The 22,742-nt window shown below is 64.1% G+C and carries 25 protein-coding genes and 2 riboswitches; of the genes, 15 read left to right on the plus strand and 10 right to left on the minus strand.

Annotated elements, in window-relative coordinates:
• Positions 1–359 precede the first annotated feature (359 nt).
• The 8 genes from J2Z17_RS12485 to J2Z17_RS12520 all read right to left on the minus strand — a co-directional run bounded on the left by J2Z17_RS12485 (position 360) and on the right by J2Z17_RS12520 (position 8,219).
• On the minus strand, positions 360–575 hold the full coding sequence (locus tag J2Z17_RS12485) for a hypothetical protein (protein ID WP_209945429.1): 216 nt from the start codon (positions 573–575) through the stop codon (positions 360–362).
• Between the two features lie 167 nt (positions 576–742).
• Positions 743–1,024, minus strand: a complete 282-nt coding sequence (rpsU, locus tag J2Z17_RS12490) for a 30S ribosomal protein S21 (RefSeq protein WP_209945755.1) — start codon at positions 1,022–1,024, stop codon at positions 743–745.
• Positions 1,025–1,464: 440 nt separating this feature from the next.
• Complete coding sequence (locus J2Z17_RS12495; protein ID WP_209945431.1) at positions 1,465–1,674, minus strand: cold-shock protein; 210 nt, start codon at positions 1,672–1,674, stop codon at positions 1,465–1,467.
• Between the two features lie 540 nt (positions 1,675–2,214).
• On the minus strand, positions 2,215–3,138 hold the full coding sequence (locus J2Z17_RS12500) for a DMT family transporter (protein ID WP_209945433.1): 924 nt from the start codon (positions 3,136–3,138) through the stop codon (positions 2,215–2,217).
• Positions 3,139–3,268: 130 nt separating this feature from the next.
• Positions 3,269–6,133, minus strand: coding sequence for an aminomethyl-transferring glycine dehydrogenase (gcvP, locus tag J2Z17_RS12505; protein ID WP_209945435.1), 2,865 nt, complete (start codon positions 6,131–6,133; stop codon positions 3,269–3,271).
• On the minus strand, positions 6,130–6,492 hold the full coding sequence (gene gcvH / locus J2Z17_RS12510) for a glycine cleavage system protein GcvH (RefSeq protein WP_209945437.1): 363 nt from the start codon (positions 6,490–6,492) through the stop codon (positions 6,130–6,132). Before gcvH ends, gcvP begins: the two co-directional genes overlap by 4 nt.
• 68 nt (positions 6,493–6,560) lie before the next feature.
• Positions 6,561–7,700 (minus strand): glycine cleavage system aminomethyltransferase GcvT, encoded by a 1,140-nt coding sequence (gcvT, locus tag J2Z17_RS12515; RefSeq protein WP_209945439.1) that lies wholly within the window; start codon positions 7,698–7,700, stop codon positions 6,561–6,563.
• A gap of 162 nt (positions 7,701–7,862) precedes the next feature.
• Positions 7,863–7,950, minus strand: a riboswitch (glycine riboswitch).
• An 80-nt stretch (positions 7,951–8,030) separates the two neighbouring features.
• Entirely contained in the window at positions 8,031–8,219 is a 189-nt protein-coding gene (locus J2Z17_RS12520; RefSeq protein WP_209945441.1) for a DUF3008 family protein, read from the minus strand.
• 115 nt (positions 8,220–8,334) lie between these two features.
• On the opposite strand from J2Z17_RS12520, the gene J2Z17_RS12525 reads away from it, so the two are divergent.
• On the plus strand, positions 8,335–8,808 hold the full coding sequence (locus tag J2Z17_RS12525; RefSeq protein ID WP_209945443.1) for a MarR family winged helix-turn-helix transcriptional regulator: 474 nt from the start codon (positions 8,335–8,337) through the stop codon (positions 8,806–8,808).
• A gap of 14 nt (positions 8,809–8,822) precedes the next feature.
• On the opposite strand, the gene J2Z17_RS12530 is transcribed toward J2Z17_RS12525, so the two are convergent.
• On the minus strand, positions 8,823–9,236 hold the full coding sequence (locus J2Z17_RS12530) for an ester cyclase (protein ID WP_209945445.1): 414 nt from the start codon (positions 9,234–9,236) through the stop codon (positions 8,823–8,825).
• A 204-nt stretch (positions 9,237–9,440) separates the two neighbouring features.
• Here J2Z17_RS12530 and J2Z17_RS12535 point away from each other — a divergent pair, with 204 nt between their 5' ends.
• Together J2Z17_RS12535 and J2Z17_RS12540 are read left to right on the plus strand one after the other, a co-directional pair.
• Positions 9,441–9,815: a hypothetical protein gene (locus J2Z17_RS12535; RefSeq protein WP_209945447.1), complete on the plus strand. Its 375-nt coding sequence runs from the start codon at positions 9,441–9,443 to the stop codon at positions 9,813–9,815.
• Positions 9,816–9,920: 105 nt separating this feature from the next.
• Positions 9,921–10,955 carry a copper chaperone PCu(A)C domain-containing protein gene (locus J2Z17_RS12540; RefSeq protein WP_209945449.1) on the plus strand — a complete coding sequence of 345 codons (1,035 nt, stop codon included), beginning with the start codon at positions 9,921–9,923 and terminating at the stop codon, positions 10,953–10,955.
• Between the two features lie 66 nt (positions 10,956–11,021).
• Here the strand turns inward: J2Z17_RS12540 and J2Z17_RS12545 are convergent, their stop codons facing one another.
• Positions 11,022–11,294 carry a hypothetical protein gene (locus J2Z17_RS12545; protein ID WP_209945450.1) on the minus strand — a complete coding sequence of 91 codons (273 nt, stop codon included), beginning with the start codon at positions 11,292–11,294 and terminating at the stop codon, positions 11,022–11,024.
• Between the two features lie 243 nt (positions 11,295–11,537).
• Between J2Z17_RS12545 and crcB the strand changes: the two genes are divergently transcribed.
• From crcB to J2Z17_RS12600, 12 genes are all read left to right on the plus strand, one after another.
• Positions 11,538–11,912, plus strand: coding sequence for a fluoride efflux transporter CrcB (gene crcB / locus J2Z17_RS12550; RefSeq protein ID WP_245224068.1), 375 nt, complete (start codon positions 11,538–11,540; stop codon positions 11,910–11,912).
• Between the two features lie 102 nt (positions 11,913–12,014).
• On the plus strand, positions 12,015–13,007 hold the full coding sequence (locus J2Z17_RS12555; RefSeq protein WP_209945454.1) for an RluA family pseudouridine synthase: 993 nt from the start codon (positions 12,015–12,017) through the stop codon (positions 13,005–13,007).
• The gene (locus J2Z17_RS12560) at positions 13,007–13,678 is read left to right on the plus strand and encodes an HAD-IA family hydrolase (protein ID WP_209945456.1); all 672 of its coding nucleotides are present in this window, start codon (positions 13,007–13,009) and stop codon (positions 13,676–13,678) included. Before J2Z17_RS12555 ends, J2Z17_RS12560 begins: the two co-directional genes overlap by 1 nt.
• Positions 13,671–14,465: an ATP12 family chaperone protein gene (locus tag J2Z17_RS12565; RefSeq protein WP_209945458.1), complete on the plus strand. Its 795-nt coding sequence runs from the start codon at positions 13,671–13,673 to the stop codon at positions 14,463–14,465. The genes J2Z17_RS12560 and J2Z17_RS12565 overlap by 8 nt, the downstream gene beginning before the upstream one ends.
• 93 nt (positions 14,466–14,558) lie before the next feature.
• Complete coding sequence (locus J2Z17_RS12570; RefSeq protein ID WP_209945460.1) at positions 14,559–15,140, plus strand: hypothetical protein; 582 nt, start codon at positions 14,559–14,561, stop codon at positions 15,138–15,140.
• Between the two features lie 107 nt (positions 15,141–15,247).
• Positions 15,248–15,625: riboswitch (cobalamin riboswitch) on the plus strand.
• A gap of 46 nt (positions 15,626–15,671) precedes the next feature.
• Entirely contained in the window at positions 15,672–15,800 is a 129-nt protein-coding gene (locus J2Z17_RS25415; protein WP_280923364.1) for a hypothetical protein, read from the plus strand.
• Positions 15,793–16,089: a hypothetical protein gene (locus tag J2Z17_RS12575; RefSeq protein ID WP_209945462.1), complete on the plus strand. Its 297-nt coding sequence runs from the start codon at positions 15,793–15,795 to the stop codon at positions 16,087–16,089. The genes J2Z17_RS25415 and J2Z17_RS12575 overlap by 8 nt, the downstream gene beginning before the upstream one ends.
• Positions 16,086–16,598 (plus strand): bifunctional adenosylcobinamide kinase/adenosylcobinamide-phosphate guanylyltransferase, encoded by a 513-nt coding sequence (cobU, locus tag J2Z17_RS12580; RefSeq protein WP_209945464.1) that lies wholly within the window; start codon positions 16,086–16,088, stop codon positions 16,596–16,598. Before J2Z17_RS12575 ends, cobU begins: the two co-directional genes overlap by 4 nt.
• A 6-nt stretch (positions 16,599–16,604) precedes the next feature.
• Positions 16,605–17,675 carry a cobalamin biosynthesis protein CobW gene (cobW, locus tag J2Z17_RS12585; protein WP_209945466.1) on the plus strand — a complete coding sequence of 357 codons (1,071 nt, stop codon included), beginning with the start codon at positions 16,605–16,607 and terminating at the stop codon, positions 17,673–17,675.
• A 24-nt stretch (positions 17,676–17,699) separates the two neighbouring features.
• Entirely contained in the window at positions 17,700–21,917 is a 4,218-nt protein-coding gene (cobN, locus tag J2Z17_RS12590) for a cobaltochelatase subunit CobN (RefSeq protein WP_209945468.1), read from the plus strand.
• Positions 21,910–22,299: a GFA family protein gene (locus J2Z17_RS12595; protein ID WP_209945470.1), complete on the plus strand. Its 390-nt coding sequence runs from the start codon at positions 21,910–21,912 to the stop codon at positions 22,297–22,299. Before cobN ends, J2Z17_RS12595 begins: the two co-directional genes overlap by 8 nt.
• Positions 22,300–22,740, plus strand: a complete 441-nt coding sequence (locus J2Z17_RS12600; RefSeq protein WP_209945472.1) for a GNAT family N-acetyltransferase — start codon at positions 22,300–22,302, stop codon at positions 22,738–22,740. It abuts the gene before it with no gap.
• The last annotated feature ends 2 nt before the right edge of the window (positions 22,741–22,742 follow it).

Consider the following 22,742-nt stretch of genomic DNA (forward strand, 5'->3'; position numbering starts at 1 on the left):
TATCTGTATGAAGGCTTGCCGGTCTCGTTCGCATTTGAACGAAAGGCGCAAGATCTGCTCAACGTTTCGGGCCGGACTTTGCCCTACCGGGGCGGGCCTGCGGCGCGGAACCCGTCGATTTCCGGGGATCAGGGCCGAAGCCTGCGATCCCGTGCGGAGGCGTCAGGGCCTGCGGAAATTCAGGATAATGCGGGCACGACGGGGAAACGCGGCAGCGTATACGGCTGGCGCGGGGTCACCCGAAAGGGGCACGATACCGGGGGAGACAGGTACAAAAACGGGTAATGGCGACACGCAAACGAATCTGGAAGATCGGGACGTGGCTCGAGAACCGGCTTTGGATGGTGTGTGGGGAGAAATTATTTCTTGACGGTCTTGCGTGCGCGGGGCTTTTTCTCCGGCGCGGGTTCGTCAACCGTCTGTTGCAGGCGCATCTCGCGCAGACGGGCGGTCTTCTTTTCGCGCTCGGCCACTTCGGAGGCCATGATCTCGCGGGCTATGACGTCGGTGCGCTCGGCGCGGGCCTGCAGTGTCAACTTGACCGGCTTCGTGCCAGCGTCATTCGTCTCAGTCACGTCATTCCTCCTTCGACCGCCGGAGTGCGGCACATCTTTCGTGCCGCACCTTGAAAAGCGCCATGGGGCAGTGTCACGCAGCAGGCGTGGCACCGGTGGGACGCCCTAGCGCGCTATGCGCTGGAATTGTTGTCTTCGAACCAGGGCCGGCCCGAAGCGCGTCGGCATCAGCGTGCCGGACCGCCTGTGCCAGTCCCGGCACCAGCTCCGGCGCCACGGGTGAACACCTTCTTCTTCGGTGCGGGCAGCAGGCCTTCGCGCTGCATCTTCTTGCGGGCCAGCTTGCGTGCACGGCGGATGGCGTCTGCCTTTTCGCGCGCGCGCTTTTCTGACGGCTTTTCAAACGCACGACGTGCCTTCATTTCGCGGAATACGCCTTCGCGCTGCATCTTCTTCTTGAGGACGCGGAGCGCCTGATCGACATTGTTGTCCCGTACGATAACTTGCAAAACATCTCCTTGGGCGGCGAGGCCGCTGGTTGTGGGGGAAGGTGACCCTTCCCGGTTGCCCGACTGCACGGACGATGGACCGGCATGAATGGCCAGGTCCGCTGCGTGCTGCGGGCGGGCGTCGACGTCGCGAAAACGCGATGCGTCGCTCGAAGGCTTCGTGAGTGCACTGCATGCATTGTTGCGGCAGTTCCTCGAGGTCCGAATGTCGATTCGGGAGGCCTCAGGTGCGGCGCGGATCCAGATGGCGAGCGCACTGGAAACCGATATTGCCATATCCGCCTGACGACGGACGAGAGAATGCATACAAGCATTCTCGCACTTTAAACACAATCGGCTAGAGCCAAAAAAGCAAAAGGCCGGGACTTCTCCCGACCTTCCTTAGCCACTGCAGCTATATGCGTGCCAGTACATCCGTGGTCACGCAGCGCAATGACAAATCAAGCAGCGCGCAGGTTGTCAGCGGAGCTCTTGCCAGAACGGCGATCCTGTACGATGTCGTACGAGATCTTCTGGCCTTCGTTCAGGCTGCCCATGCCAGCGCGTTCAACGGCAGAAATGTGGACGAAAACGTCCTGGCTGCCATCTTCCGGCTGGATGAAACCAAAACCCTTGGTGCTGTTAAACCACTTTACGGTGCCAATGCTCATAACGATTTCCTTTCAATCGTAGTGTGGGCCCGGTCATATTGACCGACAATGTAATCGACGTTGAGAGGAGATCTGGATAAAGCCGAAGGCTGCCTAGAAAGTCGCTAGCAAAGTTCGATGACCGGAACTTAAGCTTTATTTCAAAATATGCAAGGCTCAGGCGAAAATAAATTGCGCTGCGCGAGCCAGGGTTGTGCTGAGGTAACCCCGGTTGCAAGCGGTTTCATCGTGTTTACCGGCCGATCATGGCCACTTCAAGATGCCGTGTCTGCGGCGGTGAACCCCTGTGAGCAAGGGCCTGCGTGCCTCTCCTGTGATGCGTGAAAGATGGATCGCAGCGGCGTTGGATCGGAGAGACAACGGCATTCGAGACCCAATTCGGCGCATGCTATTTTTTTCCGTTATCGCGGCAATCGCGTGAAGCAAGCGGCTTGTGAACCGAGAATCATCAGGCAGAAAAACCACTTAGCCCGCAGGAACGATTCTTTTCGGGTCGGGCCTGCACCTGGTCCTGCCAGTCGGAGCCTGGCACTTGCGGCGCTAGTTGAGGCTGATCAGGGCGGTGCCGAGGATGGCGAGTGCTGCACCACCCCAGGCACGGGCCCGCGGCCTCTGGCCGCTTCTGAGCCAGACCATCGGCAGGATGACGATCGGCGTCATGGACGACAGGGTGGAGACGATGCCGACATTGCCGCCGGAGAGGGCCGCCATCAGTAGCGACATGCCGAGCGCCGTGCCGAAAAACGCGGCGGTGACCGCAAGGCCGAGATCACGGGCGACAAGGCGATCCGTGTCGCGGCGCATGCGCGGCAGGACAAGCAGCGCCCAGAAGACCAGAACGGCAAAGCCGGCGCGCACGGCCATGGCCGCGAAAGGCTCGACGCCCGACGCCATGGCGGGTCTGGCGAGCAGGCTTCCGACCGCCTGACCAAGCGCGGTGATGATGCCGAAGGCGATGCCAAGCAGGGATATCGGCGGGGTCGGCGGCGCCGGGGCCTCGATCGGCCTGGCGTCGACGAGCGGAATCATCGGCGCCGGACGTCGCCGGCGCATGCCGATGGCAATCGCGATGCCGGCCAGAATAAGGATCACGCCGGCACCCTGTACCGGCGTGATCGTCTCGCCGAGCGCCAGATAGCCGAGCAGCAGCGCAAAGGGCGAGGCAAGCGAGAAGAGCAGGGCTGTGACGCGGGGACCGGCGGTAAAGATCGCGGCGAAATAGGTGGTCGAGGCAATGACGATGCCGGCAAGGCTGGAGCCGATCAGGGCCTTGACCTGCCAGAGCTCGAGCGTTACCCAGCCGCCGGCAAAGGTCGCGGCGAGCGCGGTCAGCACGAAGGCTGCGGTCAGCTGCCATCGGGCAAGCCGCATCAGCGGCACGCGGCCGTTGAGTTCGTTGACGAACATCGACGATGCCGCGATGCAGACGGCCGAACCGATGGCCAGAGCGTCGTAGAAAAACATGGGGCAGACCCGCCACTATGGGATTGCGCGAGCTATGCGGCGATCCCGGGCGAAAGGCAAGCGGGCAGGCGGACGAGAGGGGCAGTTCTGGTGGTGGTGGAGGGCCGACGCGGTGCCGGCCCTCCATCAATCATTCTGCCGCTTCCGCATAGGCTTCCATCGGCGGGCAGGTGCAGATGAGATTCCGGTCGCCATAGACATTGTCGACACGGTTGACCGGCGACCAGTATTTGTCCACCCGGAAGGCGCCGGGCGGGAAGCAGGCAGTCTCCCGGCTGTAGGGCCGGGTCCATTCGCCGACCAGGTCCTCCACCGTGTGGGGGGCGTTCTTCAGCGGGTTGTTGTCCCGGTCCATCCGGCCGTCCTCGATGGCGCGGGCCTCCTCGCGGATTGCCAGCATCGCCTCGCAGAAGCGGTCGATCTCGGCCTTCGTCTCCGATTCGGTCGGCTCGACCATCAGCGTGCCGGCGACCGGCCAGCTCATCGTCGGTGCGTGGAAGCCGCAGTCGACAAGGCGCTTGGCGATGTCGTCGACGGTGACGCCGACCGAGGCGTTGAGCAGGCGGGTGTCGACGATGCATTCATGCGCAACGCGACCGGCCGCCGACTTGTAGAGCACGTCATAGGCGCCCTTCAGCCGGGCTGCGATATAATTGGCATTGAGGATCGCCACCTTGGTTGCCTGCGTCAGGCCTTCCCCGCCCATCATCAGGCAGTACGACCAGGAGATCGGCAGGATCGACGGCGACCCGTAAGGGGCGGCCGACACGGCACCGGCGCGACCGTCGGTCGCCACATGGCCCGGCAGATGCCCGGCCAGATGCTGCTTGACCCCGATCGGCCCCATGCCCGGCCCGCCGCCGCCATGCGGAATGCAGAAGGTCTTGTGCAGGTTGAGATGGGAGACGTCGGAGCCAATATCGCCCGGCCGCGACAGGCCGACCATGGCATTCATGTTGGCGCCGTCGAGATAGACCTGGCCGCCATGGGCATGGGTGATGTCGCAGATCTCGCGCACCGTTTCCTCGAACACGCCATGCGTCGAGGGATAGGTGATCATGCAGCAGGAGAGATTGTCAGCGTGCTTCTCGGCCTTCTCGCGGAAGTCGTCGAGATCGACGTCGCCATTCTCCTTGGCCTTTACCGGCACCACCGTCATCCCGACCATCTGGGCCGAGGCCGGGTTGGTGCCATGCGCCGAGGTCGGGATCAGGCAGACCGTGCGATGCGTGTCGCCATTGGCAAGGTGGTAGTTGCGGATCGTCAAAAGGCCCGCATATTCCCCCTGCGCGCCGGAATTCGGCTGCATCGAGATCGCGTCATAGCCAGTGACGGCACAGAGCTTTTCCGAGAGATCGTCGATCATCTCCTTGTAACCGAGCGTCTGGTCGGCCGGCGCGAACGGATGGATCTCGGCAAATTCCGGCCAGGTGATCGGCAGCATTTCCGCGGTGGCGTTCAGCTTCATCGTGCAGGAGCCGAGCGGAATCATCGCCCGGTCGAGTGCCAGGTCGCGATCCGACAGCCGCCGGATATAGCGGGTCATCTCGCTTTCGGCGCGGTTCATGTGGAAGATCGGATGGGTCAGATACGGGCTCTGGCGCATCAGGGTCTTCGGCAGGCGATAGTCGGCCGAAAAATCCGAGACGGCGAAAGTGCCGCCAAACGCGCGCCACACGCCCTCGAGCGTCGCCGGTCGGGTGCGCTCGTCCAGCGAAATGCCGATCTTCGTGGCGCCCACCTTGCGCAGATTGACGCCTTCGGCGACGGCGGCGCGCAGGATCAGGCCCTGCATGTGGCCGACCTCGACGGTGATGGTGTCGAAGAAGGTCTCCGGTTCGATGGTATAGCCGAGCTTTTCCAGTCCCTTGGCCATCAGCACGGCCTTGCGGTGCACCTGCTGGGCAATCGCCTTCAGCCCGTCGGGACCATGGAAGACGGCATACATCGAGGCCATGACGGCGAGCAGCACCTGCGCGGTGCAGATGTTCGACGTCGCCTTTTCCCGGCGGATATGCTGCTCGCGGGTCTGCAGGCTGAGGCGATAGGCGCGGTTGCCGCGCGCATCGACCGAGACGCCGACGAGACGGCCGGGCATGGAGCGCTTGATCGCGTCCTTGACCGCCATATAGGCCGCATGCGGACCACCATAGCCGACCGGCACGCCGAAGCGTTGGGTGGTGCCGATGGCAATGTCGGCGCCCATTTCGCCGGGCGATTTCAGCAGCAGCAGCGCCATGATGTCGGCGGCGACCGCAGCCAGTGCGCCGGTCTGGTGCAGCCTTGCGATCAGGCCTGAGAAATCGTGGACATGGCCGTGCGTGCCCGGATACTGGAAGATCGCGCCGAACACCTCGGTCGGATCGAGATCGGTGAAGGGGTCGCCGACGATGACGGTCCAGCCGAGCGGCGCGGCCCGCGTCTCGATCACGGCAATGGTCTGCGGATGGCAGTCCTTGTCGACGAAGAAGGCGGTCGCCTTGTTCTTGGCGCTGCGCTGGCAGAGCGCCATGGCCTCGGCAGCCGCCGTCGCCTCATCGAGCAGCGAGGCATTGGCGACGTCGAGACCGGTCAGGTCGGTGACCATCGTCTGGTAATTCAGCAGGGCTTCGAGGCGCCCTTGCGAAATCTCCGGCTGGTAGGGCGTATAGGCCGTGTACCAGGCGGGGTTTTCCAGAATGTTGCGCTGGATCACAGGCGGCGTGATCGTACCGTAATAGCCTTGGCCGATCAGCGAAACGAGCGCCTTGTTCTTGTTGGCTGTCTCGCGCAGCTTGTCCAGCGCCTCGCGCTCGGTCATCGCAGCCCCCCAGGTGAGGGGTACGGCCTGGCGGATCGACGGCGGCAGCGTCGCATCGATCAGGCCGTCCAGGCTATCGTAGCCGATGACCTTCAGCATCTCGGTCATCTCGGCCGGCGAGGGGCCGATATGGCGACGATTGGCAAAGTCGTAAGGATCGTAGTCGGTGAAGGAAAATTCGACAGGCGTGGTCATGCAATCAGCTCTTTGTAGGCGGCTTCGTCGAGCAGGGCGTCGGCGTCGGCAACGTTTTTCAGCTTCAGCTTGAAGAACCAGGCAGCACCTTCCGGATCGGAATTGACCAGCGACGGATCATCGACGATCGCCTGGTTGACTTCGACGATCTCGCCGTCGAGCGGGCAGAAGACATCCGAGGCCGCCTTGACGCTCTCGACGGTCGCCGCATCGCCGTCCTTGTCGAATTCGGCACCGACGTCCGGCAGCTCGACAAAGACGAGATCGCCCAGCTGTTCGGCGGCATGCGCCGTGATCCCGACGGTCGCGACATCGCCCTCGATTTTCAACCATTCATGTTCAGCGGTGAATTTCAGCATGGGAAGGTCCTCTTGAGGAATGGGAACGGAGTTTGAAGTGGTACAGGCGCGGCATGGCCCATCATGGCTTATCGCTTGTAGGTCGGCGTGATGAAGGGCAGGGCGGCGACGGTCACCGGCAGATATTTGCCGCGCACTTCGGCAAAGACCTGCGTACCCGGTTCGGCCATGTCGCGCGGGACATAGCCCATGGCGACCGGATGCTCGACGCGCGGACCGAAGCCGCCGGATGTCACATGGCCGATCTCGCGGACACCTTGCGCATCGCCGTAGAGTTTCGCCGGCGCGCGGACCGGTGCCTTGCCCTCCGGCTTCAGGCCGACGCGCAGCCGATCCGGACCATCGGCAAGCTCGCCGAGAATACGCTCGGCGCCCGGGAACCCGCCTTCGCGCGCGCCACCGGCACGGCGTGCCTTCTGGATCGCCCATTGCAGCGCAGCCTCGATCGGCGAGGTCGTCGTGTCGATGTCATTGCCGTAGAGGCAGAGGCCGGCCTCGAGCCGCAGCGAATCGCGGGCGCCAAGGCCGATCGGCTGGCAATCCGGATGATCGAGCAGGATCTTCGCCAGTGTCTCGGCCTTGTCCGCCGGCACCGAAATCTCGAAACCGTCCTCGCCGGAATAGCCCGAGCGCGAGACGATGACCGGGATATCGTGGAGTTCGACTTCGCGCACATCCATGAACTTCATGCCCGACAGGCCGGCCCAAAGTTCGGCCAGAACCGCCTGAGCCTGCGGTCCCTGCAGTGCCATCAGCGCCCGGTCGTCCAGCAATTCGACCGTGCAGGTGTCGGAGAGATGCGCCTGCATATGGGCAAGATCGGCGTCCTTGCAGGCAGCGTTGACGACGACGAAGAGATGATCGCCCATATTGGTGATCATCAGATCGTCGAGAATGCCGCCGGCCGCGTCGGTGAAGAAGCCGTAGCGCTGGCGACCCTTGGTCAGTCCGACGAGATCGACAGGCACCAAAGCTTCAAGTGCGCGGGCCGCATCTTCATACAGGCCGGTTTTCGCCTTCACGAGCACCTGGCCCATATGGGAGACGTCGAACAGGCCGCTGTGCTGGCGAGTGTAGACGTGTTCCTTGAGCACGCCGGCCGGATATTGCACCGGCATCTCGTAGCCGGCGAACGGCACCATGCGGGCGCCGAGTGCGACATGCAGATCGTAAAGGGGTGTTCTCTTCAGTCGGGCGGTATCGTCCAACGGAGCCTCCGGGTCATGGCGCGCACAAGGCTGCGCCGGCTTCAAACTTTGGCGCCTGACGCGCCGCACGATTCAAAGCCCCCTCTGTCCTTGCGCCTGAGATTGTTATCCCTTCGGCGTGTTCCGGCCCAATGAACCGGAACCTCTCTCCAGAGTTCCTTTCGGCACCTTGTGGTCCATTTGCCTGAGAGTTTCCGGGGCGGTTGCTCCTTCGGCACCGGATCGAACCGGTTTCTCCCAACAAGGTCGGCTGCCATTATCGGTGCGCGCGGACGCTTGGCAAGAGCCAAACGTCGTTATCGGCCAAATTTTTGTCGCGCCGACGTCCGGTCAGTCCTTTTTCTTCTTTGCCGGCAGGCCCTTGCGCTTGGTTTCGGCGAAGTCTTCGAGCTGCTTTTCGCTCATGGATTCGACCATCTCCTTGGACGCACCCTTCAGCTTGGATTTCGGCGTTTCGCCGCGCTTGGCCGACAGGGCGGCGCCGGCGGCTTTCTGCTGGGCTTTCGATGTGGCGGGCATGTTTTCATCCTCCTTTTGTCTTCCGGTTTTCTCAAAAATCGCCAGCTGCTGCGAAGTTCCACCCGAGCCCCGGCTATCGACGCTCGGCGCCGCTTCCGTTAGGGATGGCAGCAGGATGAAGCGCATGCGGGAAAGGCCGAAAGAGATGGAAAAGAGCGCGCCGGGCCGGATCGATGCAGAGGTGATCGGGCTTGCCGAAGATCTGCGCCGGGTGGTCGGCGACTTCGTGCGCAAGGTCCGAAGCGATGCCGACACGCCGACCTCCGCGCAGATCGATACCCTCGGCTATCTGGATCGCAACGGGCCCATGACCGTCGCCGATCTGGCGCGTCTGCGCAATGTCCGGCACCAGAGCATGCGGCTGGTCATCGCCCAGTTGGAGACCGAGGCCCTGGTCGAGCGGGCCGACAACCCGCAGGACCAGCGCAGCCGCCTCGTGGTCATCGCGCCGCGGGGCCGGGAAGCGCTGGCCACAGGGCGGCAGGCGCGCTCCCGGTGGATCTCCGCCGCCATCGCGGACCGGCTGTCGGCGGCGGAACAGGCCGAGCTGCGCCGCGCGATCAAATTACTGGAAGCACTGCTGGCCTGACGTCCGCATCAGTGTCAGCGGGCGGCAAGCGCCTGCAGCAGGCTCGGCAGGGTGTTGATGCCCCAGTGCTCGACATAGCGGCCGTCTGTCACCCGCACGATGTCGATCACCTCGATCCGCACCGGCCTGCCCGTAGCGGGGATGCCGAGCAGGGGGCCAGTGTGCGTGCCGCTGATCGTCTTTCGTGTCGTGACCTTGTCGCCCTCGAGCATCTGGTCGTGGATCTCGACCGTCAGGCCGCCAATGGCCGGGCGCAGAACCGCCTCGAAGGTGTTCCACATGCCCTCCGCGCCGGTCGGAGCGCCGGGCGGTGCTGCGTGGTTGATGAAATCGGTGGCCATCAGGGCCTCGAACGCCGCCCTGTCGCCCCCTTCGATGACCTCTTTGTTGAAACGTCTGACGATGGACTTGGGATCATTGCTGTTCATGTCGTGGTCTACTCCATTCCGTCTGCGGCCGGGCTGTGCCGACACTCGAAGATATTGTACAGGTAGACTGTATATATGCGCCAATAGACGCGGCGGCAAGCGGCTGCGTTTCGGGTTGCCTGCTGCGCAATGCCGCAAGGCGGGGCGGATTGCTTTTTCCCGGCAATCCGCTTAGTCCATGACCCGAGGGGTGATGGGGACGTCATGGCGAACGGACTGAACGATTGGAAAGCCTGGCTGCGCCTCGTCTGCGCCGTCGCCTTGCTGTCGCTCGGGTTCGCCCACAGGCCGCCGCAGCTGCTGGCCGCGATCATCGAGACGGCCTCTCTTCAGCTTCCCGACGGCTCCTATGCCGATCTCTGCCTCGGCGAGAAGGGCACCCATATTCCCGGTGTGCCGGCGGGCGCCTGCGAAGCCTGCATGCTGGGCGGCCAGACCTGTCTGCCGGCGCCTGCCGACGACGGGTTCCTCATCCGCCACTTCGTCGCGCTGGCCAATCCTCTGGTTTCCGAGGCCGTCGCCGACAATGCAACGGCCATCGGCCAGCCGCGTTCGCGCGGACCACCAAGCCTCTCCTGATCCAGTCCTCATCTGAAGATCATTGGCCTAGTCACGGCCGCCATACGGTCAGCGGCGCCCTCTTGAACAGGAGCGCGCCTGCCTGCCGATCAGGAGAATACCCAAATGACAACCGCAATCACAATCAGTACCGCAGCACTCGTTGCCTTGTCCGCCGGCTCCGCCTTTGCCCATGTCAGCTTTACCAATGCACCGGTCAAGGTTGGCGCCTATGTCGCCGCCACCCTGCAGGTGCCGCATGGCTGCGACGGCAAGGTGACGACGGAACTCGACGTCAAACTGCCCGAAGGCTTCATCGCCGCCAAGCCGATGGTCAAGCCTGGATGGGAGATCGAGATCGTCACGGGCGACTACCAGAAATCCTATGACAGCCACGGCAAGGCCGTCACATCCGGACCGGTCGAGATACGCTTCAAGAACGGTTCGCTGCCGGACGACTTCTACGACACCTTCACGATTTACGGTCAGGTGGCGGCCGGTACCGGCGGGCTCGCGTTTCCGACGGTGCAGATCTGCGGCGCAGATGCCAGGGTCGCCTGGGATCAGGTCGCGCCCGAAGGCACCGATCCCCATGCGCTGAAGAGCCCGGCACCCGTGCTAAAACTGGCTGCCGACGATACCATGGATCACGATCATGCCGGCCATGACATGGGCGAGATGCAACACGACATGGGCGCCATGCAAATGGAGGCCATGCCGATGGATCACGGCGCAGAGGCCGAAAAGGCCGAGGCGGGCTCGACGGACGGCACCGCGACGATCGGCGACCTGACGATCACCGGCGCCTATGTTCGCGCCATGCTGCCCGGCCAGCCGGTCGGTGGCGGGTTCCTGACGATCGCCAATGCCGGGGCCACCGATGACCGGCTCGTCAGCGTCGCGTCGCCGGATGCGGGCATGGTCGAGACGCACGACATGGCGATGAACAATGGCGTGATGACGATGCGCAAGCTGAAGGACGGCATTGCGGTTGCGGCCGGCGAGACGGTCTCGCTGTCGCCGGGCGGCATGCATCTGATGTTCATGCAGGTGAAGACGCCGTTCAGGGAAGGCGGCAGCGTTGCCGTGACCCTGACCTTCGAGAAGGCAGGCGCGGTGACGCTCGATCTGCCGATCGTTTCCGCGCGTGGCAAGAACTAACGGGCTGACGGCAGCCGGCATCCGAATTGATCGGCAGCATCTCTCCCGGGTGCTGCCGATGAGCTGCTACTTGCCGTTTTCCTTGTAGGCCTTCAGCGCCTGCTTCAGCGTGGTCTCGTAATTGCGCGGTTGTCCGGTGTCGAGCATGCCCAGGCTGAGCGCCGATGCCTGGACGGCGGTGATTTCCAGTGTCTCACCGGTGCCGCCGTCGCCGTCCTTGGGGGCGGTGCTGCGCATATTCTCTTCGACATAGGTCTTGCGGTCGGTGCGTTGGGGCTTGCGCACCGCATCCGAGGCATAGGCGGCCGTGTGGGCCGACACTGTAATTACCTGTGTCATCGCGTTCACCGTTGGTTATCCCCTCTTATTCTAGGGACGAGACGTCGATGGACCGTAAAATCAGTCCCTCGCATTTTAATGAATTCGCGCTAATATACCCTGTTTATTGAGGTTTTCCGCTTTGCGGCCCTGCCCGTAGCTGTGTCAGCTTCAGCCATGCGCGGATGGCCGGTGCTGGATTCTGCGGAGCGAATGTGTAGTTTGCCCCTGCGAAAACCTCGGAATATCTGGAGCCTCTACGTCATGCATCTTCTTCTGGTCGCCATCGGCGGCGCGGCCGGCTCGGTCCTTCGCTACCTGGTCGGGATACTGACCCTGCGCACGTTCGGCCCGAATTTTCCCTGGGGCACGATCACGGTCAACATAATCGGCTCCTTCGTCATCGGCCTTTTTGCCGAGATGGTCGCACGCCGTTTCAACGCTTCGCCTGAGCTTCGGGTGCTGCTGGTCACCGGCTTTCTCGGCGGCTTCACCACGTTTTCCGCTTTCTCCTTGGATTTCGTCGCCCTGTTTGAGCGGGGGCAGGTGGTGGCCGCCGGGGGCTACCTGATCGCCAGCGTCCTGTTGTCGCTGCTGGCGGTTTTTGCCGGCCTCACCCTGGGCCGGATGATGTTCTGAGGCCGAATTCGGCCTTTGCGGTTGTGGGAATGCCCTGAAATGCAGTAAAGCCGGCGCCAAGCAGCGAATTGGCGACGGGATCGCCTGACGGAAAGTAGCGCCATGGCGGGTATCGAGCACATCACGGTTGAACAGGACGAGAGCGGCATGCGCCTCGACCGCTGGTTCAAGATTCACTATCCCGGTCTCGGATTCGGCGCTTTGCAGAAGCTGTTGCGTTCCGGCCAGGTGCGCGTCGATGGCGGTCGGGTGAAGACCGATGCGCGGGTGCAGCCGGGACAGACGATCCGCATCCCGCCGATGGATGTCGATGCCAAGGCGCCGAAATCCGGCCCGATCGCCTTGAAAGACCTGAAGCATGGGGAAGACGGCGAGTTGCTGTCGCGCATGCTGCTGCATGAGGACGACAAGGTCTTCGTTCTGAACAAGCCGGCTGGCCTGGCCGTGCAGGGCGGCTCCGGTTTGACGCGGCATATCGACAAGATGCTGGAGGCCTGGACCAGCAAGAAGGGCGAGAAGCCGCGCCTGGTGCACCGCCTCGACCGCGATACGTCCGGCGTGCTGGTCGTGGCGCGGACCCGCGGTGCGGCGCAGAAACTGACGGCGGCGTTCCGTGAGCGCGACACGAAGAAGACCTATTGGGCGCTGGTCAGGGGCGTTCCGCGCAAGCGCGAGGACAAGCTGTCGAACTGGCTTGTGAAGGAAGAGACCGAGGACGGCGATCGCATGCGCATCGCCCGGCACGGGGAGGAGGGCGCCGATCATGCGATCTCCTACTACCGCGTGTTGGAAACCGCGGCCCAGACGATGGCCTGGCTCGAAATGCAGCCCTATACCGGCCGGACGCACCAGTTGCGCATCCATGCGCTGCATCTCGGCCATCCGATCATCGGCGACCCGAAATACTATATCGAGGATCACAACTGGGAATTTCCAGGCGGCATCCAGAAGCGGCTGCATCTGCATGCCCGACACATCGACATTCCCCATCCGAACGGAGGACGGCTGAAGGTCACGGCGCCGCTGCCGCCGCATATGGTACAGAGCTGGAACCTGCTCGGCTTCGATCTGGAAGGCCGGGAGAACGACGACTGATGCTGCTGGTTCTCTTCGATTGCGACGGCACGCTGGTCGACAGCGCCGGCCTGATCCATGAGGTCATGGTCCGCACCTTCGTGCATTTCGGCCACGCACCGCCGAGTTTTGCCGAGACCAAGTCGATCATCGGGTTGACGCTCGACATCGCGATTGCCAGATTGCAGGGCAAGCGCCATGCCGACGATGAGGCGGTGGCGATGATGGCCCATTACAAGCAGATCTTTGCCGGCGTGCGCGCCGGCGGCTTGGCCACCGAGCGGCCCTATGACGGGATACCGGAGGTGATCGCGGCACTGGCTGCGCGCGAGGACGTGCTGATCGGTGCGGTGACGGGCAAGGCGCGCCGCGGGCTGAACCTGGTGCTTGAAAGCAATGGCTGGAGCGACCATTTCCAGGTCGGGCGGACGGCCGATGATTGCCCATCCAAGCCGCATCCCGCCATGGTAACGGAGTGCTGCGCGCAAATGGGAACGGATGCCCGCGATACGGTGGTGATCGGCGATGCGATCTACGACATGCAGATGGCAAAATCCGCCGGCGCCCATGCGATCGGCGTATCCTGGGGCTATGCCTCGGTGGCCGAGCTCGAAGCTGCGGGTGCCGACGTGATTGCTCAGACGCCTGCCGACCTTCTGGGACTGATCTTGCGGGAGCGAGCCGATGCGTGACGAACTTTCCGGTATTTTCACGCCGGAACAGAGCCATGAGGATCCGGTGCGGCGTGCGCAGATCCAGATGCATCGCCCGCTGCCCAAGCGTTTCTATACCGATGTGACGGTCGAGCCCGAGGATCAGGGTTTTGCGGTGAAGCTCGACGGCAAGCCGGTAAAGACGCCGGGCCGCAATCCCCTGCAGCTCAGGACCCCGGCGCTGGCCGGGTTGGTGGCGGACGAATGGCGTGCGCAGGTCGACGTGATCAATCCCGCGACCATGCCGATCACCAAGCTTTCCAATACGGCGATCGATGCGGTCTCGCAGCAGCTCGATGCGGTGGCCGAGGAGATTTTGAATTTCGCCGGCACGGACGCATTGTTCTACCGCGCGGACACGCCGCAGGAGCTCGTCGCCCGCCAGAACGCGGCCTGGAACCCGATTATCGAATGGGCTGCGGCAGACCTCGGGGCCCGGTTCATTCTGGCCGAAGGTGTCGTCCACCGGCAGCAGCCGGCCGAATCGCTGGCCGCATTCGCCGCGGCCCTTTCCCGGCATCACGAACCCTTTTCGCTTTCCAGCCTGCATGTCATGACGACGCTGACCGGTTCGGCGCTTTTGGCGCTGGCCGTTGCCGAGGGACGCCTGACGACCGAAGAGGCCTGGGCGCTTGCCCATGTCGACGAGGACTGGACGGAGGAGCATTGGGGCTTCGATGCCGAGGCGCAGGCCCGACGGCAGAAGCGGTTTGAGGAGATGCAGGCCGCAGCGCAGCTCTTCCACGCCCATAGAGGGCGCGATTAATGCTTCACTAACCATGACAGGTCACTCTCCGGCATACGGCTCGAGCCGCGGGAGAAACCGTTCATGTGCCGTCTGCTGCGTCAGACCTTTATAATGGCCTTGCTTGGCGTCTGCCTTTCGGCCTGCGTTGGCGCCGGCTTCGGCACGAGCGTCCAGCCGCCGATCTATGATGTGCGCGAGGTCGCGGTGATCGGCCAGGACACCATGCCTGGGGCACTGCTGGCCGGAACGGACCGGCGGGTGCGGGCGTCGATCGAATCGACCCGGCGGCTCACGCCGATGGAGCGCGTCGTGCTGACCGTCAAATACCAGCGCTATCGAGCCGGCGGCAAGACACCGGGAGATCCGCGGGCCATGGCGGAATTCATCGTGACGGCCGCCGACATAGAAAGCGGCTTGCCGGTGGCCGCCGGCACCTTTGTCGTCCATGCCCGGACCGGCCACCCCGCCTGGGCCGCAGAAAGCCTTGCCGAAGAAGCCGCGTCGCGCATCCGCTTTGCCTTCAGCCTGCGCCCGCCGGATATCGGCGAGATAGCGCGGACCGAACCGTCACCGATGGAGACCCGCACGGTCCAGACCGCCTATGCGCCGGTCGGCAGCGGCATGCCGGATGAGACGGTGTTCGAGGTCAACCCCGTGACCGGCCAGCGCAGGCCGCTGGCCGCGTCCCGCTGATCCGGTCACGGCCCGCAATCTGCTTTGCATCCGACATGCCCGTCCGCCATGCCGACGCCGGCAGCGCACGCTTGGCATTCGTTGACTTCCCCCGGCGAAGCACCTAAGTGAAGAGCGTTAAGGATGGTTTCCGGAGACCGCGTTTGCGGCCTTGGGAAAGCAAAAGGGAATGCGGAGGAACGTGCCCGTTGCGGGTGTTTCAATCGCAGCCGACCCCGCGACTGTAGAGTGGCGAGGTTTTGCCGTCCGGTTTCGCGTTCGGGTTCATTGTCCGTGGCATGGTGCCGCGGGATGGCACGGACGGGATGCCGGAAAAGCCACTGGTATGGCAGATGTGATGAACCGGGGCTGGACGCCTCTATATCTACGAATCGTCCACCTTTTCACAGTCTGCGCTGCATGCCGGGAAGGCGAGGTTAAACCGTGGGCTCCTGTCGGAGCCCGCAGCCGCGAGCCAGGAGACCTGCCATCCACCGGGGCGATATTGCCCGAACCTGGGGATTGATCCCCGTTGCCAGCACGGAGGTTGTCATGGCGGCAGAGTTGACAGGCGCAGATCTGCGTCTTGCCGATGCCTGGCTGTCCGTGCCGGGGCTAGAAAGCGCCGTTTTGGCGCCGGACCATATTTTTCAACCATTTCGGGAGGCAAGCCATGCGTGAGCGCTCCGTTTATCTGATGTTGGCCTGCGGGCTGCTGGTCGTGGCAGCGCTTGCTTTCTTCATTCGTCCGCTGCTCGTCGAGGAGGGGAAATCCAACAATGAGCGGGAGGCCCGTGCCGTCGATGTTCCGGATTCGACGCCGACGGCGACCGTTCCAGCCGAATTTACCACCCGGCCCAGGCAAGGCGATGCGCCGCAGCCGAAGGGCAACTGGCCGGCGTTCCAGAAGCAGGACGGTGGCCTCTATGCAAGCCCCGAAAAGCCAGAGGGCGAGGCTGCCACTCCATGAGCAGCGTGCTGGTGATGGGCGGCGCGCGCTCCGGCAAGTCGCGGTTTGCCGAAGACCTCTGTGCCCGGACCGGGCTTGAGAAACACTATGTGGCGACGGGCCGTGCCTTCGACGACGAGATGCGGTCGCGTATCGACCGGCACAAGGCCGATCGGGCGGATGCCGGCTGGACGACGCATGAGGAGCCGGAGGCGCTGGCCGCGCTGCTGCAACGGATCGATGCGCCGGGACGGACGGTTCTGGTGGATTGCCTGACGGTCTGGGTGACCAACCGGATGATGGCGCAGGCCGATGTCGAGGCGGAGGGCAGGCGGCTTGCCGCGCTGGTGCCGGAACTCAAGGCAGAGATCGTTTTCGTGACCAATGAGGTCGGTCTGGGCATCGTGCCGGAAAATGCGATGGCTCGCGCCTTTCGCGACCATGCCGGACGGCTGCACCAGGCCATCGCCGCGGTGGCGGCCGAAGTCTATTTCGTGGCGGCCGGATTGCCGCTCAAAATGAAGGGTTGACGTGAGATGTTGCAACAGAAGATCCCCGCCACGGTGATCACCGGTTTTCTCGGGGCCGGCAAGACGACGATCATCCGCAACATGCTGATGAATGCCGGCGGCAAGAAGATCGCGCTGATTATCAATGAATTCGGCGATCTCGGCGTCGATGGCGACGTGCTGAAGGGCTGCGGCGCGGAAAACTGCACCGAGGACGACATCATCGAACTTACCAATGGCTGCATCTGCTGCACGGTGGCGGACGATTTCGTGCCGACCATGCAGAAGCTGCTGGAGCGGGATGTGAAGCCCGATCACATCGTCATCGAGACCTCCGGGCTCGCCCTGCCGCAGCCGCTGGTCGCCGCCTTCAACTGGCCGGATATCCGCACCCGGGTGACCGTCGACGGCGTCGTGACGGTGGTCGACAGTGCTGCGGTCGCTGCCGGCCGTTTTGCCGACGATCATGACCGGGTGGATGCGGCACGGGTGGCCGACGAGAGCCTCGACCATGACAGCCCGATCGAGGAACTGTTCGAGGACCAGCTGACCTGCGCCGATCTGATCGTGCTCAACAAGACAGACCTGCTGGATGCCGCGGGCCTTGCCAAAGTCCGGGCCGAGGTCAGCGGCCGCACCGCCCGCAAGCCCACCCTGATCGAGGCGAAGAACGGCGAGGTGCCGGGCTTCGTCCTGCTGGGTCTGGGCGCCGGCACGGAAGCCGACATCGAAAACCGCAAGTCGCATCACGAGCGCGAGCATGATGCCCTGCATGCCTCCGGCGAGGCGCATGACCATCACCATGATCACGACGAGTTCGACAGCTTCGTCGTTGAGACCGGCAGTGTCACCGACCCGGATGGTTTCGTCGACCGCCTGAAGTCGATCATCGCCGAGCACGACGTCTTGCGTCTCAAGGGCTTCGTCGACGTGCCGGGCAAGCCGATGCGTCTGGTCGTGCAGGCTGTCGGCAGCCGGATCGATACCCATTTCGACCGCCCCTGGGCCAAGGATCCGCGCGCGACCCGGCTCGTCGTCATCGGTCTTCACGATCTCGACCAGGCGACGATCGCCGAGGCGATCCGCAACGCTGTCTGATCAGGGCCAAAGGGCGGTTTCGCCATGCACCTTCTTCTAGCCCAGAAAGGGTCGATCGCCGACGGCGAGGAGGCGGTCGATCTCGGCCAGACTCCGGCCGACGTGCTGATCCTGTCTGCCGCCGATACAGAACTGGCATCGATCGCTGTAGCGGTCGCCCGCAGGCACGAGCAGCAGGCGGCGACAGGACAGATGACGGTGCGGCTTGCCAGCCTGATGAGCCTGAAACACCCGATGTCGGTCGACACCTATGTCGAACGCACCGCCCGGCACGCCCGGCTGATCATCGTCAGGGCGCTCGGCGGCGCCAGCTATTTCCAGTATCTGCTGGAAGCGCTGCATGCGGCGGCGGGGCGCAGCGGTGCAAAAATTGCCGTGCTGCCGGGGGACGACAAGCCGGATGAAGGGTTGATGCCCTATTCCAACCTCGATGCGGCGACGCTCGGCGAGATCTGGTCCTACCTTACCGAGGGCGGCGCGGAGAATGCCGACGCGCTTCTGGATTACAGCGCCTATCTGCTGCAGCTTCGCAACGAGAAGCCGCCGGCCGCCCTTCCACTGATGAAGGCCGGCATCTGGTGGCCCGGGCGCGGGGTGATCGGGGTCGAGACCTGGCAGGAGATTGCAGGACGCAAGCGCCCGGCGCCGCACAAGACATCCTCCGTCATCGGCCCGGCCGACATCGCCGCATCAGCCGGAAGCCACGGCCCGGATGCGACCACAGGGGCTTCCCGGCACTCTGACGGCCAAGAGCAGCAGCCGGGAGGTGCGGGCGAGCCTGCGGCCCCCGTCATCGCCATTTCCTTCTACCGCGCCCTGGTGCAGAGCGGCGAGACCCGGCCGGTGGAAGCGCTGATCGAGGCCTTGGCGGCTAAGGGAATGACCGCGCTGCCGGTCTTCGTCTCCAGCCTGAAGGACCCTGTTTCCGTCGACACCCTCCGGCACGTCTTTGCCGCGGCGGCGCCGTGCGTCGTCGTCAATACGACCGGCTTTGCCGTTTCGGCGCCGGGCAGCGACAGGCCGTCGACCGTGCTCGACGAGACCGGCGCGGTCGTGCTGCAGAGCGTGTTTTCAAGCTCCGCAAGAGAAAGCTGGGCCGCGTCCAGCCAGGGCCTGTCGGCCCGCGATCTCGCCATGCATGTCGCCCTTCCCGAGATCGACGGCCGGGTGATGACGCGCGCCGTCTCGTTCAAGACCGCGGCGCGCTTCGACGAGGCCGTCGAGGCCAATATCGTCACCCATGAGCCCGATCGTGGGCGGATGCGGTTCGTCGCGGAACTTGCCGCGCGGTGGGCAAGGCTGCGGCAGGCGGCGCCCTCCGAAAGGCGCGTGGCGCTCGTCATGGCCAATTATCCGAACCGCGATGGCCGTCTCGGCAATGGCGTCGGGCTCGATACGCCGGCCGGCACGATCGAGGTTCTGCGCGCGATGTCCTTAGCCGGCTACCAAATGGCCGAGATTCCGGCGGACGGCGACGCGCTGATGGCGCATCTGATGGCAGGGCCGACCAATGCGGTCGCCGACGCCCGAGAGATCCGCGAGACGATATCGCTGGCCGACTATCTCGGTTTCTTCAACGCCCTTCCGGATGCGATCCGGCAGGCTGTGTCCGACCGATGGGGTCCGCCCGAAAACGATCCGTTCTTTCGCGAGGATGTCTTTGCCCTGCCGCTGTCGCGCTTCGGCAATCTGCTGATCGGAATCCAGCCGGCCCGCGGCTACAATATCGATCCGAAGGACAGCTACCATTCGCCGGATCTGGTGCCGCCGCACGGCTATTTCGCCTTCTATGCGCATCTGCGGCAAGGCTTCGATGCTGATGCCGTTATCCATATGGGCAAGCACGGCAATCTCGAATGGCTGCCGGGCAAGGCACTGGCGCTTAGCGAGGCCTGCTATCCGGAATCCGTCTTCGGCGCGCTGCCGCATCTCTATCCCTTCATCGTCAACGATCCGGGCGAGGGCACGCAGGCCAAGCGCAGAACCTCGGCCGTCATCATCGACCACCTGACGCCGCCGCTGACGCGGGCCGAGAGTTATGGGCCGCTGAAGGATCTCGAGGCGCTGGTCGACGAATATTACGAGGCGGCCGGTGGCGACCCGCGGCGGCTGAAGCTGTTGAAGAAACAGATCCTCGACCTGATCGCCGATATCGGTCTCGACCAGGATGCCGGGATCGCCAGCGGGGAGGCGGAGGACACAGCACTCGAAAAGCTGGATGCCTATCTCTGCGATCTCAAGGAAATGCAGATCCGCGACGGCCTGCACATTTTCGGCAGGGCCCCCGAAGGCCGGCTGTTGACCGATCTGACGGTCGCGCTTGCCCGGGTGCCGCGCGGCCAGGGCGAGGGCGGCGACCAGAGCCTGCAGCGGGCGATCGCGACGGACCTGCTCGTGAACCATCCCTCTTGTGCCACAGAGGGCTTCGGTCGAGAGCGGAGGGCACCCCCCTCTGTCCTGCCGGACATCTCCCCCTCAAGGGGGGAGATTACGGAGGCGAGGTCGCAGCATCAGTCGGATATGGCATCCGAGGCGAAAGGTTCGGCAACTATAGACCACCCCTCGCATGGAATTGCCGACAGCACTGTGACGGCTTTCCCCAACCCGGCTTCCGAGACGGCAGTGGGGCCTCCCCACGAGCCGATCTCCCCCCTTGAAGGGGAGATGTCCGGCAGGACACAGGGGGGTGGCATCCCCACCGCGCCCAAGTTCGACCCTCTCGACTGCGTCATGTCGCAACCCTGGACCGGAGACCGGCCGGCGGTGCTCGCCGGTGTCAGTGACGATCCCTGGCGTACACACGGCGACACCGTCGAGCGGATCGAATTGCTGGCTGCGGCCCTCGTTGCCGAAGAGGCCGTCTGCGCGCCGGACTGGACGAACACGGCCGCCGTCCTCGCGGAAATCGATAGCCGGCTAAGGCCCTCGATCATTCGCTCGGGTCCGGCCGAGATCGAGGGCCTGCTGAAGGGGCTGGATGGCCGTTTTGTCGCCCCCGGACCGTCCGGTGCACCCAGCCGCGGACGGCCCGATGTGCTGCCGACGGGGCGCAATTTCTATTCGATCGACAGCCGCGCCGTGCCGACACCGGCAGCCTACGAACTCGGCCGGAAATCGGCCGAATTGCTGATCGCCCGTTATGTGCAGGACCACGGCGACTGGCCGACATCGTTCGGATTGACGGCCTGGGGTACGTCCAACATGCGCACCGGCGGGGACGATATCGCCCAGGCGCTGGGGCTGATCGGCGTCAGGCCGCTCTGGGACATGGCTTCGCGCCGGGTGACCGGATTCGAAATCCTGTCCCAGGCCGTGCTCGGCCGGCCGCGGGTCGACGTGACACTGCGGATTTCCGGTTTCTTCCGCGACGCCTTTCCCGATCAGATCGCACTCTTCGACCGCGCGGTGCGGGCGGTTGCAGGCCTTGACGAGGATGCGGCCGACAATCCGCTTGCCGCGCGCGTCAAGGCGGAGGCAACCCGGCTGGCCGCAGAAGGGCTGGACGAGACGGCAGCGTTGCGCCGTGCCGGCTACCGCGTCTTCGGATCCAAACCCGGGGCTTACGGCGCCGGCCTGCAGGCGCTGATCGACGAGAAGGGCTGGGAAAGCCGCGAGGATCTGGCCGAAGCCTATATGGTCTGGGGCGGCTATGCCTATGGCGCCGATGTCGAGGGCAAAGCCGAGCGCGGGCTGTTTGAGCAGCGGCTGCGCTCGGTGCAGGCGGTCGTGCACAACCAGGACAACCGCGAGCACGATCTGCTCGACAGCGACGACTACTACCAGTTCGAGGGCGGCATGACGGCTGCTGTCGAGCAGGTCTCCGGCGCGCGCCCGACCGTCTATCACAATGACCATTCGCGCCCGGAAAAACCCGTCATCCGCAGTCTCGAAGAGGAGATCGGCCGCGTCGTACGGGCCCGTGTCGTCAATCCGAAATGGATCGAGGGCGTCATGCGCCATGGGTACAAGGGCGCCTTCGAGATCACCGCCACGGTCGACTACATGTTTGCCTTCGCCGCCACCACAGGTGCCGTGCGCGACCATCATTTCGAGGCCGCCTACCAGGCCTTCCTGGTCGATGAGCGGGTGCGCGACTTCATGGCGGACAAGAACGCGCCGGCACTGCGGGAACTGGCAGACCGGCTGATCGAGGCCATCGACCGCGGGCTCTGGACGCCGCGCAGCAATTCGGCGAGATTTGCCCTGACGGAGCTTGTCGAGGGGAGACGCGTGGATGGCTGATTTGACGGGACACTGCCTGTGCGGGCAGGTACGTTACAGGGCGGCGGGGCCGGTCATACAGGCCAATCATTGCCATTGCGAGAGTTGCCGGCGGGCGACGTCGTCACCGGTGACCAGCTTTTTTACCGTGCGCGCCGACGATGCCGAGCTTGCGGGCGCAAGCCTTGCCTTTTACCAGTCGTCGCCGAGACACCGGCGCGGTTTCTGCAGCCATTGCGGCTCGCCGATGTCCTATGAGTCGGAAAACCGGCCGGGCGAGCTCGATCTCTATCTGGTGACGCTCGACGATCCCTCCGGTGTCAGGGTAACGGCCCACGATCACTGGGAGGAGCGCGTCTCCTGGCTCGATATCGTCGATGACCTTGAAAAGCGCGAGGGCTGAATGGACGTCGGAACGATCGCCATCCGGATCCTGCCGGAGCAGGATGAGGTTTTTCTTGCGGAAACGCTGGCAATCCTCACCGAAAGTGCCGTGGCACTCGGCAGATCCTTCGACGGCGACGATCTCCGGATCAGGGCTGCGGATGGAGAGGGACGGCTGATCGGCGGCCTCTTCGCAAATACGGTCCAGGGCTGGATGTTCGTCAAATATCTGGCGGTCGACAAGGACGCCCGCAATCTGGGAATCGGCGCGAAACTGCTTGCGGCAGCCGAGACGGAAGCCCGCCGCTTGGGGCTGGCAGGCGTCTATCTCGACACTTTTTCATTTCAGGCGCCACGTTTCTATGCACGCCAAGGCTATCGCGAGATCGGCCGCCTGCCATCTGTCGCCGGTGCGCCCGAACGCATCTGGTTCGCCAAGCCATTCGAAACCGAGGAATAGAC

The sequence above is a fragment of the Heterorhizobium halophytocola genome (assembly GCF_017873095.1).
Lineage (GTDB): Bacteria > Pseudomonadota > Alphaproteobacteria > Rhizobiales > Rhizobiaceae > Allorhizobium > Allorhizobium halophytocola.